This is a genomic window from Arsukibacterium sp. UBA5043, assembly GCA_002415085.1.
Classification (GTDB): Bacteria; Pseudomonadota; Gammaproteobacteria; order Enterobacterales; family Alteromonadaceae; genus Alishewanella.
On record DIBV01000003.1, the window covers coordinates 127,472 to 142,152 of the forward strand.

Annotated in this window: 15 protein-coding genes; 6 read left to right on the top strand and 9 right to left on the bottom strand. The window is 49.1% G+C overall.

The annotated features are described in order from the left end of the window. Nucleotides 1-47: 47 nt before the first annotated feature. Entirely contained in the window at nucleotides 48-1,715 is a 1,668-nt protein-coding gene (locus tag B2Q61_RS03465) for a serine hydrolase domain-containing protein (RefSeq protein WP_290621395.1), read from the bottom strand. Between the two features lie 241 nt (nucleotides 1,716-1,956). On the opposite strand from B2Q61_RS03465, the gene B2Q61_RS03470 reads away from it, so the two are divergent. The 4 genes from B2Q61_RS03470 (at nucleotide 1,957) to B2Q61_RS03485 (ending at nucleotide 3,606) form a co-directional block, all read left to right on the top strand. Beyond that, entirely contained in the window at nucleotides 1,957-2,439 is a 483-nt protein-coding gene (locus tag B2Q61_RS03470; RefSeq protein WP_290621396.1) for a SixA phosphatase family protein, read from the top strand. A 33-nt stretch (nucleotides 2,440-2,472) separates the two neighbouring features. Beyond that, the gene (locus tag B2Q61_RS03475; RefSeq protein WP_290621397.1) at nucleotides 2,473-2,886 is read left to right on the top strand and encodes a gamma-glutamylcyclotransferase family protein; all 414 of its coding nucleotides are present in this window, start codon (nucleotides 2,473-2,475) and stop codon (nucleotides 2,884-2,886) included. Nucleotides 2,887-2,963: 77 nt separating this feature from the next. Then, nucleotides 2,964-3,272: a type II toxin-antitoxin system RelE/ParE family toxin gene (locus B2Q61_RS03480; RefSeq protein ID WP_290621398.1), complete on the top strand. Its 309-nt coding sequence runs from the start codon at nucleotides 2,964-2,966 to the stop codon at nucleotides 3,270-3,272. A gap of 34 nt (nucleotides 3,273-3,306) precedes the next feature. Then, nucleotides 3,307-3,606: a HigA family addiction module antitoxin gene (locus tag B2Q61_RS03485; protein WP_290621399.1), complete on the top strand. Its 300-nt coding sequence runs from the start codon at nucleotides 3,307-3,309 to the stop codon at nucleotides 3,604-3,606. Nucleotides 3,607-3,710: 104 nt separating this feature from the next. Here B2Q61_RS03485 and purH read toward each other — a convergent pair whose 3' ends face one another. From purH to B2Q61_RS03525, 8 genes are all read right to left on the bottom strand, one after another. Then, nucleotides 3,711-5,297 (bottom strand): bifunctional phosphoribosylaminoimidazolecarboxamide formyltransferase/IMP cyclohydrolase, encoded by a 1,587-nt coding sequence (gene purH / locus B2Q61_RS03490; protein WP_290621400.1) that lies wholly within the window; start codon nucleotides 5,295-5,297, stop codon nucleotides 3,711-3,713. A 100-nt stretch (nucleotides 5,298-5,397) separates the two neighbouring features. After that, nucleotides 5,398-5,688, bottom strand: a complete 291-nt coding sequence (gene fis, locus B2Q61_RS03495; RefSeq protein WP_046557682.1) for a DNA-binding transcriptional regulator Fis — start codon at nucleotides 5,686-5,688, stop codon at nucleotides 5,398-5,400. 17 nt (nucleotides 5,689-5,705) lie between these two features. After that, nucleotides 5,706-6,680 carry a tRNA dihydrouridine synthase DusB gene (gene dusB / locus B2Q61_RS03500; protein ID WP_349678790.1) on the bottom strand — a complete coding sequence of 325 codons (975 nt, stop codon included), beginning with the start codon at nucleotides 6,678-6,680 and terminating at the stop codon, nucleotides 5,706-5,708. A 225-nt stretch (nucleotides 6,681-6,905) separates the two neighbouring features. Continuing rightward, on the bottom strand, nucleotides 6,906-7,790 hold the full coding sequence (prmA, locus tag B2Q61_RS03505; RefSeq protein ID WP_290621401.1) for a 50S ribosomal protein L11 methyltransferase: 885 nt from the start codon (nucleotides 7,788-7,790) through the stop codon (nucleotides 6,906-6,908). Between the two features lie 89 nt (nucleotides 7,791-7,879). After that, nucleotides 7,880-9,223 (bottom strand): acetyl-CoA carboxylase biotin carboxylase subunit, encoded by a 1,344-nt coding sequence (gene accC, locus B2Q61_RS03510; protein WP_290621402.1) that lies wholly within the window; start codon nucleotides 9,221-9,223, stop codon nucleotides 7,880-7,882. Between the two features lie 16 nt (nucleotides 9,224-9,239). After that, nucleotides 9,240-9,698 carry an acetyl-CoA carboxylase biotin carboxyl carrier protein gene (gene accB, locus B2Q61_RS03515; protein ID WP_290621403.1) on the bottom strand — a complete coding sequence of 153 codons (459 nt, stop codon included), beginning with the start codon at nucleotides 9,696-9,698 and terminating at the stop codon, nucleotides 9,240-9,242. Between the two features lie 31 nt (nucleotides 9,699-9,729). Next, nucleotides 9,730-10,185 (bottom strand): type II 3-dehydroquinate dehydratase, encoded by a 456-nt coding sequence (aroQ, locus tag B2Q61_RS03520; protein ID WP_290621404.1) that lies wholly within the window; start codon nucleotides 10,183-10,185, stop codon nucleotides 9,730-9,732. Between the two features lie 269 nt (nucleotides 10,186-10,454). After that, a complete protein-coding gene (locus tag B2Q61_RS03525; protein WP_290621405.1) occupies nucleotides 10,455-12,260 on the bottom strand; it encodes a protein-disulfide reductase DsbD in 1,806 nt (601 codons plus the stop codon). A gap of 320 nt (nucleotides 12,261-12,580) precedes the next feature. Between B2Q61_RS03525 and B2Q61_RS03530 the strand changes: the two genes are divergently transcribed. Together B2Q61_RS03530 and groL are read left to right on the top strand one after the other, a co-directional pair. Beyond that, nucleotides 12,581-12,871: a co-chaperone GroES gene (locus tag B2Q61_RS03530; RefSeq protein WP_290621406.1), complete on the top strand. Its 291-nt coding sequence runs from the start codon at nucleotides 12,581-12,583 to the stop codon at nucleotides 12,869-12,871. Nucleotides 12,872-12,934: 63 nt separating this feature from the next. After that, complete coding sequence (groL, locus tag B2Q61_RS03535; RefSeq protein ID WP_290621407.1) at nucleotides 12,935-14,572, top strand: chaperonin GroEL; 1,638 nt, start codon at nucleotides 12,935-12,937, stop codon at nucleotides 14,570-14,572. Nucleotides 14,573-14,681: the final 109 nt, after the last annotated feature.

The following is a 14,681-nucleotide window of genomic DNA, read 5'->3' on the forward strand; positions in this document are numbered from 1 at the left end:
CTGTGATAAAGCGCCAGCCTTTCAGTCTGGCGCTTAACTGCAGTAGGCTACTGGCGACTTAACACAAAGCTGCCCGGGCCCTGAGTCAGGGTAAGCTGCGTTGCCTGCCCGGTGGCTGGCGCAAAGTCCAGTTTCGCGTCTATTACCGTAAGATACAGACTACGTGGATTGGCAGCTTTTAGTGCCAGCGCAGGCTGACCGGCTACCTGCACCATTAAACCATTTTCATCATTCTGGAAAATTTTCAGTTGCAACTGATCTGAGGCATAATTGCCGATCAGCGCCTGTTGTTGTGGTTGGGTTAAGTTAATATCGGCCTTTACGGCAATATCGCCGGTTCGCTGCCAGATTTCGCCTTCGCCGTCGCCATCATAAAACATCCGCAGCGCGGTCGCGTTGCCTTTCTGGTCACGCTCGATCACCAGGCGGGTTACGCTGTCAATAAAGCCAAAACTGTCATTGCCTTGCGCTATTAATTCAAATGGCCTGCCACCGGCACGGGTAGAGAAAAGTTTACCATCCCGGACTTCCAGAGTGCGGCTGTCGTCGCCTTTGTTATAAACCCCGGTAATTTCATCTAACTGGGCCTCTGTCAGCGAAACTGGCTGGTACTCCGGGTATGGGTTACCGCTGGCAAAAGCAGCGATTTTGCGGCTTAAGTAATTTAAATCCGGCCCTGGCCCATCGCTGTTACGCAGCATTGCTACTGTCACTTGCTGCTGTGGCAAGTAAACTAACAATGAAACAAAGCCATTAATACCTCCGCCATGCTGCAGCTCCTGCATGCCACGCAGCTGGCCACGGCTGATGCCAAAACCATAATTACGGTCACTTTGTGCTGCAGCATCCAAAGGTGTGATCATCTGCTGATACGTCTCAGCTTTGAGCAACTTGCCACCATGTAGCAGCCGGTTCCACTGCCATAAGGCATTTAAATCTGCAACCAGGGCGCCGGCGGCATGAGGTTGAGTCATACTCAGCAACGATGCCTTTTGCACATCCTGTCCGGGGCGCAGGCTGTAACCGCTGGCCATACCCGGAACAATAATTTGCTCGCCAGGGTAAACAATCGTGGTCAGTTTATTGGGTTGCAGCAGCGCATCATTAATATATTGATGCCAGCTCTGGCCGCTGATAGCTTCAATTACCGCGCCAAGCAACACATAACCCGAGTTGTTGTATTGAAAGTCTGTGCCGGGTGCAAAGTCGACTGGCAAATCCTTAAACTCTTCAATCAGCTTGGCGGTAGTTAACTCCCGGCGGATCTGATTATGCATATAGCCGGGAATGCCGGTGTAACTTTTGACACCGGATGTATGGTTTAGTAGTTGTAACAGCGTAATGGCCTGACCTTCAGGATAATCCGGCAGGTATTTACTCAGTGGATCGGTCAGTGTCGCCTTACCTTCATCAATCAGCTTTAACAGCGCCGTCGCCGCAAACTGCTTGGTAACCGAACCTATCCTGAATTTATGCTCCGGGCTTAATGGTACACCAAGCTCTATATTTGCCTGGCCATACGCCTGCTTAAACAGTAATTTGTCGCCGCGTGCTACCAACACTGCCACGCCGGGGCTGGTGTTATCTATCGGTTGCTGCAGCAGCAGCTGATCGGCATAGCGGCTTACAGCCTGGGCGTCAGGTAACGGCTCAGCGGCGATTACTGCGCTGCTGACGCAGCATAATGCCGTGGCCAGCCAAAGTTGTTTTAACATAGTTGCTCCTTGTTTTTGTTATTAAGTATTGCTCAATAGCGGCGTTAACGCCTGCAGCGTTGACAGAGCAAAAATAAGGCCACCCTATAACCATATAAAAATCAATAACCTGCATTTGTTCGCAGATTTATTTAATAAGCATTTAACCAATAAATACGTTTATCTGCCAAAATGATAGCGTGTTTCACAGCAAGTAAGTGTCATAAATTTGCCTTAACACCGTGCTATAACTGCGGCCGCTATGAATAAATACTTATATTTTCTTCGTCATGCTACCGCAGAGGTTGTCAGGCCCAATCAGTTGGATATTGACCGCTGCCTGGTGGAAAAGGGTCGCTTGCAGGCCCGTCGGGTCGCCCATTTTATGCAGCGCCACACTATTGAACCTGAGCTGGTGCTAACCAGCCCTTATCCAAGAGCTATTCAAACCGCAGCGATAGTTTGCAAAGAGGCAGAACTGACACCGGCCCGCGAGCTTGACTGGCTGGCGCTGGCTACCGACAGTCAGAGCGCCTTAAGCCAGTTGTATCAGCAGCTGCCCGAATTGCCACAGCACACCTTGCTGGTCGGCCATGAGCCGGATATTTCAGCTCTGATTAGTTTACTGCTGGGCTGTCATCAGCCGGCACTTAGAATCAGAAAAGCTTCATTAACGGCACTGGCATACTGCGAAATCAGCAACAGCTTGCAGCTGGAATGGTCAGTTCCGGCTAAATTTATGTAGAATATATGGTTTTAGGTCTCGCGGGTTGTACCAATGTCAGACTACTTATTTGTATACGGTACCCTTCGTAAACATGCCGAGCGCCGCGCCGCCGGCCAGCATTGTTATCAATTACTACAGCAGCATGCCAGTCTGCGTGGGTTGGGCTGGTTGCAGGCAAAGTTGTATCTGGTCGATTATTACCCTGGTGCCGTTGCATGTAACAACCCGAAGTGGCAGGTAACGGGTGAGGTGTATCAGCTTAAGCAACCCGCGTTATTGCTGACAGAACTGGACCAGTACGAAGAGTGCGGCTCCGGCTTTGCCAGCCCCACCGAATACCTGCGGCTTAAACAACAGGTCACCCTCGAGAACAGCGAAAAGATTAGCGCCTGGGTGTATTGTTATAACCACCCAACTGATGGCCTGCAGCAGATAATGTCGGGTGATTTTCTGCACTGCCTTTAAAACTATCCTGTTTACCTCGCAATATTTGATAAGTGTAAAGCAATGCTTTACACTTTGGACATTGATGAGGGATCAACATGGCAATTAAGAACTTTAAGCATAAAGGACTAAAGAAGCTATTTTTGCACGGCGATCACAGTGGTGTGCAGCCGAAACATGCGGTGAAACTCACCATAATTCTTGATTCGATTGCCGCCTCTCATCAGCCGAAAGATTTACGTGCACTGTTTCAAACAAAGTTTGCTGAAAAAGTGGGTTCTGGTGCCGGGGTATATTCAATTGAAGTGAATGGTAACTGGCGGGTGACGTTCGAGCTTGAGGACGATGGCGCTGTGCTGTTGGATTACCGGGATTATCACGGTAAACAAATAAGGGCACAGAAATAGTATGCCTGGAGTAGATAATAATCTGGAGGTTGTTATGGAAAAAATGACACGTTGTCCCAATCATCCGGGGCTGATTTTTCGGAGCCAGATCCTGGAAGAACATGGTATCTCGGTGACTAAAGCTGCCAAAGCGTTAGGTATATCCCGTACTACTATGAGTAATTTTTGTCACGGTCATATACCTTGCTCCGCAGATTTGGCGCAGCGAATTGCCCTGGCAACCGACAGCAATGTGGCTCTATGGATAAACCTGCAGGCAAATTATGATGCATGGCAGGCCGAACATGGCGAACAGCCTGTAGTTGAAAAATTAGTATTAAACAGCGCAGCCTGAAGTTGAGGAACGGGCAGACGTTGTGAGCATGTTGATGCAATTAGTTGCAGATAAAAAAGGCCAAAAGGCCGCAGCGCGGCCTATTGCAATGTTGAAGCAGCTATTTAATGACGGAAGTGGCGCACGCCGGTAAACACCATCGCCATACCGTGCTCGTCGGCGGCGGCAATTACTTCGGCGTCGCGCATCGAGCCACCTGGCTGGATGACCGCGGTAATGCCTGCAGCAGCGGCGGCGTCGATCCCGTCGCGGAACGGGAAGAAGGCATCAGATGCCATGACTGAACCCTTCACTTCCAGGTTTTCATCGGCCGCTTTGATACCGGCGATTTTCGCGCTGTACACCCGGCTCATCTGGCCGGCGCCAACGCCGATGGTCATGCTGTCTTTGACATAAACAATGGCGTTTGATTTCACAAACTTGGCCACTTTCCAGCAGAACAGTAAGTCTGTTAATTCCTGCTCAGTGGGTTGGCGCTTAGTCACCACTTTTAAATCATCGGCTGTTATTTTAGCCTGGTCACGGTCCTGCAGCAGCATACCGCCGTTTACCTGTTTCATATCCAGGGCGTTAGCGGCCTGGCTGAACTCGCCACATACCAGTAGCCGGACATTGGGCTTAGTGCCTATTACCGCAACAGCGGCATCTGAAGCAGCTGGCGCGATAATCACTTCAACAAATTGACGGCTGACAATTTCCTTCGCTGTGGTTTCATCCAGCTCACGGTTAAAGGCGATAATGCCGCCAAAGGCCGAGGTAGGGTCAGTCTGATAGGCGCGATTGTAAGCGGCAAGAATAGAGTCACCAATCGCAACGCCACACGGGTTAGCGTGTTTGACGATAACGCAGGCGGGTTCAGCAAATTCCTTTACACACTCCAGTGCTGCATCGGTATCAGCAATATTGTTATACGATAATGCCTTGCCTTGCAGCTGAGTAGCGGTTGCGACTGACGCTTCAGTGGCACCCTCCTGCACATAAAACGCGGCGCTCTGATGGCTGTTTTCGCCGTAACGCAAGTCTTGTTTCTTCACAAACTGACTATTGAAGGTGCGTGGGAACTTACTTACCGGCGCGGTTGGTGCGTCGTAGGCTGGCAACATGGCGCCAAAGTAGTTGGCAATCATGCCATCGTACTGAGCGGTATGCTCAAAGGCACTGATCGCCAGGCTAAAACGGGTAGCATGAGTAGTAGCACCATTGTTCGCTTCCATATCAGCCAGTACCGTGTCGTAGTCGCTGGCGTTAACCACGATGGTGACATCTTTATGGTTTTTCGCTGCCGCGCGTACCATCGTCGGGCCGCCGATATCAATGTTCTCTACCGCGTCTTCCAGGGTGCAACCCGCTTTAGCCACTGTGTCAGCAAAGGGGTACAGGTTTACCACCACCAGGTCGATCGGACCTATGTTATTCGCTGTCATGACATCTTCGTCTACGCCACGCCGCGCCAGAATGCCACCATGAATTTTCGGATGCAGGGTTTTTACCCGACCGTCCATAATTTCGGGATGACCGGTATAGTCCGACACTTCAGTAACCTTAATACCGTGTTCCGCTAACAGCTTAGCGGTGCCGCCGGTAGACAGAATATCCACTTGCCGGGCAGCCAGGGCACGGGCAAATTCGATGATACCGGTTTTATCAGACACACTTAACAGTGCGCGACGAATGGGGCGTAATGTTGTCATGCTTTAATTCTCTTGTCGCTTGCAGAAATCAGATTTTAACCTAACCAATAAAAAAGCACCCGAAGGTGCTTAGTGGCGAGGCCGGAGCCTCGCAGTGGCATTAACTCATGCCGTATTGTTTCAGCTTCTTACGCAGGGTACCGCGGTTGATGCCCATCAGGTTGGCTGCGCGGGTTTGATTGCCGCGGGTGTATTTCATCACCTCTTCCAGTAACGGCCGCTCTAATTCTGATAGTACCAGCTCGTAAAGGTCATCAACATCCTGACCGTTTAACTGTTGCAGGTAGTTAGCAACGGCTTTTTGTACCGCGTTGCTTAACGCCTGAGGCTTTTCCTGAGTTTGAACATGGGCATTAGTAATAAATGGCGAAGTAACGTTCGAATTAAACATTGCTTTTCTCTTTTACGTTAGGTTGCTGCTAGTTGATAAAAATAGTCATTTAATGCTTCGAACTGGCGATCTGCCTGCTCAATAGCATTGAATTCGCTGCGAAACACACCCTGGGCATCATGCTCGGCTAAATACCAGCCAACGTGCTTACGAGCTATCCGAGGCCCTAAATGCACGCCATATAACTGATGTAAGCCTTGCACATGTTCCAGCATGATTTGCTGCACTTCAGCTATTGCTGGTGCAGCCAGTTTTTCACCTGTCGCCAGGTAATGGACCACCTCCCTGAAAATCCAGGGGCGCCCTTGTGCCGCCCTGCCAATCATAATGGCGTCGGCACCGGTATAATCGAGCACAAATTGTGCTTTTTCCGGCGTTGTAATATCACCGTTGGCAATCACGGGTAATGACACCGCCTGCTTAATGGCTTTGATGGTGTCGTACTCTGCTTCGCCTTTGTACATACAGGCTTTGGTGCGGCCATGCACCGCCAGTGCCTGAATGCCGTTGTCCTGCGCTAAACGGGCAATCTGTACACCGTTACGATGCTGCGGATCCCAGCCCGTACGAATTTTCAGGGTTACCGGTACCCGCACGGCATTTACTACCGCGCGAATAATCTGTTCGACCAGCTGCGGATATTGCAACAGGGCTGATCCCGCCAGTTTCTTATTTACCTTTTTTGCCGGACAGCCCATGTTGATATCGATAATATCGGCACCAATTTCAACATTGTACTGCGCTGCTGCGGCCATTTGTTCTGGATCGCTGCCAGCAATTTGTACCGAGCGAATGCCTGATTCCTGACGGTGGCCCATCCGGTTTTGCGACTTTTCGCTCTGCCAGACCTGAGGATTGCTTGACAGCATTTCAGATACAGCTAAAGCAGCACCAAACCGCCGGCAAAGCTCCCGAAAAGTGTGATCTGTCACTCCTGCCATCGGTGCGCAAATCACCTTGTTCACTAACTGATAAGGACCTATACGCACCATGTATTCCAAGGCTCTACCCGTAAGGGGCGCTAAGTTTACGGATTTTTGGCAACAAAGCAAAGGTTATTATTTAAACAAAACTGTATTTAATATGGCCTTTGAGGGATTGACATTCGCTAAAAGGCTGAAAAGGCGTGTTTTCCTGCTGCAGCCAAGCCGTAAACAACGGCCTGACTAAAAAGATAATTGTAAGGCTGTTTATTTTGCCACCAGTTGGCACATCGCTTAACTGGCATTTTTCCGAGCGCTTAATCTGACCCATTCGTCTTGCTTGGCTATCGGGTCAAAGCTAAATTCGTGCTGATAGGCGGCGATGACACTCTGAGCCTGACTTTGTAAAATACCCGACAACGCCAGCAAACCGCCGGGTTTAACATAGCCACTGATTATCTGACTTAAATCGGCAAGGGGGCCGGCCAGGATGTTGGCGACCACCACATCGGCCTGGAGCTGGGGCTGATCTTTGGGCAGGTATAGCTCTATCTGGCCGCTGACATTATTGCGTGCTGCGTTGGCGGTGCTTGCTTCTATTGCCTGGGGATCAATATCAATACCAACCACTCGTTTTGCACCCAGTTTTAGGGCTGCTATGCCTAAAATGCCCGAACCGCAGCCAAAATCGACCACGGTTTGTTCACTTTCAATATGCTGATCCAGCCATTGCATGCATAAGGCAGTAGTAGGGTGAGTACCGGTACCAAAGGCCAAACCCGGGTCAAGCATGACATTAACGGCGGTCGGGTCCGGGATGTCACGCCAGCTGGGGCATACCCAGAGGCGCTTGCCAAACTTAATCGGATGAAAGTTATCCATCCATTCCCGTTCCCAGTCTTTGTCTTCCAGTTGTTCCAGCTTGTATTCCACATGGTCTTTGAAAAATGCGACTTTTTTCAGCTGGCGTAACACGTTATCCATCGGGTGTTCTGCATCAAACAGGCCAACTACCACGGTATTGGTCCAGTAAATCACTTCGCCTGGCATGGGTTCATAAATCGGGGTGTCGTGGGCATCGACAAAACTTACCGCCTGCGCTCCCCAGCCTTGCAGCATATCACTGACTTGCTCGGCTTTATCTTCAGTGGTACTGATACGTAGTTGGATCCAGGGCATGGTGACTCTCTTACGCTAATTTTGGCGCATTATAGCAAAAAGGCCGCAATTGCGGCCTTTATTCTATTGCTAAGCTGATTAAGCGACGCTTATTTCATACCCAGCTTTTTTTCCAGGTAATGAATATTGGTACCGCCTTTACAAAACTCAACATCACGCATAATGTCTTTATGCAGCGGAATATTGGTTTTAATTCCCTCTACCAGTAACTCGTCCAACGCATTACGCATCCGGGCGATAGCGATTTCCCGGCTTTCGCCATAGGTAATCAGCTTACCGACCATAGAGTCGTAGTTTGGCGGTACCGTGTAATCGGCATAAATGTGCGAATCCCACCGCACGCCGTTGCCCCCGGCCGGGTGAAAACGGGTGATTTTGCCGGGAGATGGCATAAAGGTCACTGGATCTTCAGCATTAATCCGACACTCCACTGCATGGCCACGAATGACGATATCTTCCTGCTTCAGCGTTAATGGCATGCCGGATGCAACTCGTAATTGCTCTTTAATCAGATCGACGCCACTGATCATTTCGGTAACCGGGTGTTCTACCTGAATACGGGTGTTCATTTCAATAAAGAAGAACTCGCCATTTTCAAACAGGAACTCAAAGGTGCCGGCACCGCGATAATTCATCACTTTACAGGCATCGACACAACGGCCACCGATAAAAGCGCGCAGTTCCGGGGTAATGCCCGGTGCTGGCGCTTCTTCGACCACTTTCTGGTGGCGACGTTGCATTGAGCAATCACGCTCAGCTAAATGAATCGCGTTGCCCTGACCATCAGCCAATACCTGAATTTCGATATGACGTGGATTTTCAAGAAATTTTTCCATATAAACCATGTCATTACCGAAGGCTGCCTTGGCTTCAGCTTTGGTCATCTCGATAGAACTAATCAGTTCTTCTTCGCTGCGCACGACCCGCATACCGCGACCACCGCCACCACCGGCTGCTTTCACTATAATCGGGTAACCAATACGTTGGGCAATCTTTTTACTGGTGTCCGGGTCATCACCCACGGCACCATCTGAACCCGGTACGCAGGGCACACCGGCTTTTTTCATCGCTTCGATGGCAGATACTTTGTCGCCCATTAAGCGGATAGAATCCGGGTGCGGACCAATAAAGACCAGGCCGCTCTCTTCTACCTGCTGAGCAAAATCTGCGCGCTCTGCTAAAAAGCCGTAACCCGGGTGAATAGCCTGAGCGTTGGTCACTTCGGCTGCCGCAATTAACGCCGGAATATTGAGATAGCTTTGCGGTGACGGCGCCGGGCCAATACAAATGGTCTCGTCTGCCAGCAGCACGTGTTTCAGGTTACGGTCAACGGTGGAGTGCACCGCTACCGTTTTAATACCGAGTTCTTTGCAGGCACGTAAGATACGCAGTGCAATTTCGCCCCGGTTGGCAATAAGTACTTTTTCTAGCATCGGTCAGCCTTTTCGGTTATTCGAGAATAAATAACGGCTGATCAAATTCGACCGGATCGCCGTTTTCAACCAGAATTTCTTTTACTACGCCTGCTTTATCAGACTGAATTTGGTTCATCATTTTCATGGCTTCAACAATACACAAGGTATCACCCACTTTGACACTCTGACCTACTTCAACAAAGGCTTTTGAAGTAGGAGAAGCCGCCCGGTAAAATGAACCTACCATCGGTGACTTAACAACCTGGCCGCTGGCAGCTGGTTTAGCCGCTGGTTCGGCTGCTACTGCCGCGGGCGCTGCTACCGGCGCCTGCATTTGGGGCTGAGCATATTGCATTGGTTGCATGGGTGCATAATGCTGCACCGGGCTGTTACGACTGATCCGAACTGACTCTTCACCTTCGGTAATTTCCAGCTCAGAAATGCCTGACTCTTCCAGCAATTCAATCAATTTTTTAATTTTTCTAATATCCATGTCTATCGCCTGATGTTAGTTAATTTGCGAGTTAATTTTCGGTTGTTTGTAAGGCTGATACCGCTGCGTCCAGCGCATAGTGATAACCTTTGGCGCCAAAGCCGCAGATAACCCCACGGGCGATATCAGCTAAATAAGAATGTCGCCGGAACGCTTCCCGGGCATGCACGTTGGATAAATGAATTTCAATAAAGGGTATCGCTACGGCCAGCAAGGCATCGCGAATAGCCACACTGGTATGGGTAAAGGCCCCTGGATTAATTAATATAAAATCTTGCTGGCCCAGACTCTGCTGAATAGCATCAATAAGCACATGCTCGGCGTTTGACTGAATATGGTTAAGACTGACATTAAGCTTGCTAGCCTGTGATTCCAGCTTAGTAACGATTTCGCTCAGGCTGGCAGCCCCATACACCCCGGGCTCGCGGACGCCGAGCATGTTCAGGTTTGGACCATTTATCAATAAAATTCGGTATTTTGCCGCCATTTGCACTGTAATTCCGCTAAATGTAATGAATAAGTCGTATCTTACGAAAGGTAGCATGAAAATGCACCTGCTTGCTTATTTCGTTACATTGCTGCGCCCCTTTATCACCAGATAAGCGCCTATTATAGTGAATTCGTGACAAATGGCAGCAAAATACTGGTCTTATCAGCCAGAGGGGCGAAATGGGGTAAGGCGTAAAGCGCTTAAAAGCAGTTGAAAGCGGTAGGCCAGTTCGTCTGCAGTTGGCAGGCGAACTGGCTTAGATAGGGTTACTGTTCGCTGGTAAGCGCCGCCAGATGCTGTGCAAAAGGGGTAGCGGCCATAAAACCGGTGACTCTGGCGCTGGTTAACTCCTCGCCTTGCGGGCTGAAAAACAACAGGGTAGGTAAACCCAGTACCTGATAATGATTTAACAGTTTCTCATCAGAGCGGGTCATTTTCGTCACATCAATCTTAATCAGCCGCATGTTACGGGTCTGGGCCTGCACTTGGGCTGCCGGGAAAGTAAGCTTTTCAAACTCTTTACAGGCAACGCACCACTCAGCATAGAGATCGACCAGCGTATATTGGTTGGCCGCCTGAGCTTCGGCCAGCTGCTGCTCCAGACCGGCCAGATCTGCTACTTCGATAAACTGGCCTGCTGTACTGTCAACATTACTGACTGCAACGCTGTTGTTTTGAGAAGGGCCAAAATACTGCCAGTTAACAAACACGGTGGCCAGCAGCAACACCTGAGCAAATACCAGCAAGCTGGCTTTAGCCGTGCTGCTTTGCTGTTCAAATAACAGCTTAAATAAATAACCACTTACCAACAAGCCAAGCAGCGATGCCAGCAGCACAACCTGCCAGAACGGCAGAATACGCTCCAGCAAAATAATAGGGACTAATAATAGAACAAAACCAAAAGCAGATTTGACGATATTCATCCAGGCGCCCGCTTTAGGCAGTAACTTACCACCTGAGGTACCGAGTAAAATAAGGGGTATGCCCATCCCGAGGCTAAGGATATAAAGAGTGAGTGCGCCGAGCATTAAATCGCCGCTTTGCGCAACATACAGTAACGCCGCCGATAATGGTGCAGTGGTGCAGGGCGAAGCAATCAGACCTGACAGTGCGCCCATTACAAAAGCACCTTTTAAGCTGCCACCTTGCTGCTTGTTACTGATGGCACTTACTTTAGCCTGCCAACTGGCGGGTAATTGAAAGTTAAATACTCCAAACATGGCCAGTGCTAATACGACAAATATTACCGCTGCCGCAATTAATACGGCAGGGTGCTGCATCCATGCCTGAAATTTAACGCCTAAACTGGCCACTACCAGCCCAAGCGCTGAATAGGTCAGTGCCATCCCCTGTACATAGCTGAATGACAAACCAAAGGCACGGCGGGTGCTCAGTTGCTTGCCCTGACCAACAATAATACTGCTTAGAATAGGGTACATAGGAAACACACAGGGAGTAAACGCCAGACCCAGACCTAACAGAAAAAAACCTCCCATATTAAGCCACACCGAGCCGCTGCTAAGGCGTTCAGCTAAGCCATACTGACTGGATGTTGGCGTACCCGATTGTTCTGTTGTCGCGGCATCGTCAGTGAAGGTTTGCCCGCTGGTGGCCGAATTCTTCGGAATTGACAGGGGTATTTCTTCATTAATGGGCGGATAACATAAACCGGCTTCAGCACAGCCCATATACTGGATCCGCAAAAAAGCGTCTTCGCTGATATCAGAAAGTGGTATTTTCAGAGTCAGTTGATGAAAATATACTTCAGAAACCCCAAAAAACTCATCTTCGATTTGCATGCTTGCCGGGTAAGTCGGGTGGGAGAAACTGACTGCGACTCCGCCATATTTAAATTTATCGCGATAAATGTAGTAGCCGTCAGCTATAGTCCAGTTGACGATAAGTTGGTCGTCCTGCTGGCGAAAGTCCATTTTAAATGCCTGATCAACCGGCAAAAAACTGTCGTCGCCTTTTAGCAAACTGTCTAAAACTGAGCTTTGTTGGGCCTGGGCAGGATTAACGGCCAATAACGAATATAACAACAACAGTGGAAGCAAAAACACCTGATACATTAATTGAACCTTCTTTCAATTTACCGATTAGTGGGTAATACCGATTTTACTATACGACAATATTGGCCAATTGGTCTTATTGCCCGTGATGGCGCGCTGTGCAAAAGAGACCTGACGAACCCCGCAATTATTTCATTTGTTACTTTTTCAAAAGTTACTTAATAAATGCTTACGAATACCACCTGCTCAAAACCTATCGAGGGCCGTGGCACAGAATTTTTCAGTTTGCCCCTTGGATTTTTTTTGCTGCCGCCCCATATACCGAACACACATTTTAACACCCATGTTAAAACTCAAAAAACGCTTTAGGAGATTAGAGCATGAATATTCGTCCATTACATGACCGTGTCATCATCAAACGCTTAGAAGCAGAAAGCAAGTCAGCAGGTGGCATCGTACTAACGGGAGCATCTGCCGAGAAATCGAGCCGTGGCGAAATCGTTGCGGTAGGCAATGGCCGTATCCTGGATAACGGCGATGTGAAGCCTTTAGATGTAAAAGTAGGTGACAAAGTATTATTTGGTGCTTATGTAGAGCGCACTGAAAAAGTAGACGGCCAGGAGTTTGTCATCACCAAAGAAGACAATATCTTAGGTGTAATCCTTGATTAAGCAGCATGCGTAAGCTGCACCTGGCATTATCGTTTAACTTGAAATTGAATTAAGGAATTTAAAATGGCTGCAAAAGACGTACGTTTTGGCGACGAAGCTCGCAACAAGATGCTCAAGGGCGTTAATATTCTGGCAAATGCAGTGCGCGTAACGCTGGGCCCTAAAGGGCGCAACGTTATTCTGGACAAGTCATTTGGTTCACCAATGATCACTAAAGATGGTGTATCGGTTGCCAAAGAAATTGAGCTGGAAGACAAATTTGAAAACATGGGCGCACAAATGGTGAAAGAGGTTGCCTCTAAAGCCAATGACGAAGCGGGTGACGGCACCACTACCGCTACTGTGTTAGCGCAAAACATTATCAACGAAGGCGTTAAAGCGGTTGCTGCCGGCATGAATCCAATGGATTTAAAGCGCGGTATCGACAAAGCCGTTATTGCTGCGGTAGAAGAGTTGAAGAACTTATCTCAGCCTTGTGCTGATACCAAAGCCATTGCCCAGGTAGGTACTATCTCTGCTAACTCTGATGAAGAGATTGGTAAAATTATTGCTGATGCCATGGACAAAGTAGGTAAAGAAGGCGTCATTACTGTTGAAGAAGGCCAGGGCTTAAATAACGAGCTGGACGTGGTTGAAGGTATGCAGTTTGACCGTGGCTACTTATCTCCGTATTTCATCAACAATCAGGAAGCTGGCCAGGTTGAGCTGGATAGCCCGTTTATTCTGACTGTAGATAAGAAAATCTCTAATATCCGCGAATTACTGCCGGTATTAGAAGGTGTTGCCAAAGCAGGCAAGCCGTTGTTAATTATCGCTGAAGATTTAGAAGGTGAAGCACTGGCTACGCTGGTCGTGAACAACATGCGTGGCATCGTTAAAGTGTCTGCGGTTAAAGCGCCAGGATTCGGTGACCGTCGCAAAGCGATGTTGCAAGATATTGCGACTCTAACCGGTGGTACCGTGATTTCTGAAGAAATTGGTATGGAACTGGAAAAAGCCACGCTGGAAGATTTAGGTACCGCAAAACGGGTGGTTATCACTAAAGATAACACCACCATTATTGACGGCGCCGGTGAGCAAAGTGGTATCGATGGCCGGGTGAAGCAAATTCGCCAGCAAATCGAAGAAGCCACTTCTGATTACGACAAAGAAAAGCTGCAGGAGCGTCTGGCCAAATTAGCTGGCGGAGTTGCCGTTATCAAAGTGGGCGCGACCACTGAGATGGAAATGAAAGAGAAAAAGGCCCGGGTTGAAGATGCATTGCATGCTACCCGTGCTGCAGTCGAAGAGGGCGTGGTACCCGGCGGTGGTGTAGCTCTGGTGCGGGTTGCTGCCAAGCTGACCAGTTTAACAGGCAACAACGAAGACCAGACTCACGGTATCAAAATTGCCCTGCGGGCAATGGAAGCGCCACTGCGTCAAATCGTGGCTAACGCCGGTGAAGAACCGTCAGTAGTGGTGAACAAGGTTAAAGAAGGTTCTGGTAACTACGGTTACAATGCCGCTACCGATGTTTACGGCGACATGCTGGAAATGGGTATTCTTGACCCAACCAAAGTTACCCGTTCAGCACTGCAGTTTGCAGCTTCAATTGGTTCGCTGATGATCACTACTGAAGCGATGATCACTGAATTGCCAAAAGATGATGCACCGGCCATGCCAGATATGGGCGGCATGGGCGGTATGGGCGGTATGATGTAACTCAGCGCCATCGCTAAAAAAAAGCTCCCGGGTAACAGCGGGGGCTTTTTTTATGTCCTGGCCAGTCAATCGCCGCATCAAGCGTTGTTATCTAGAATGCTTGAGCTGT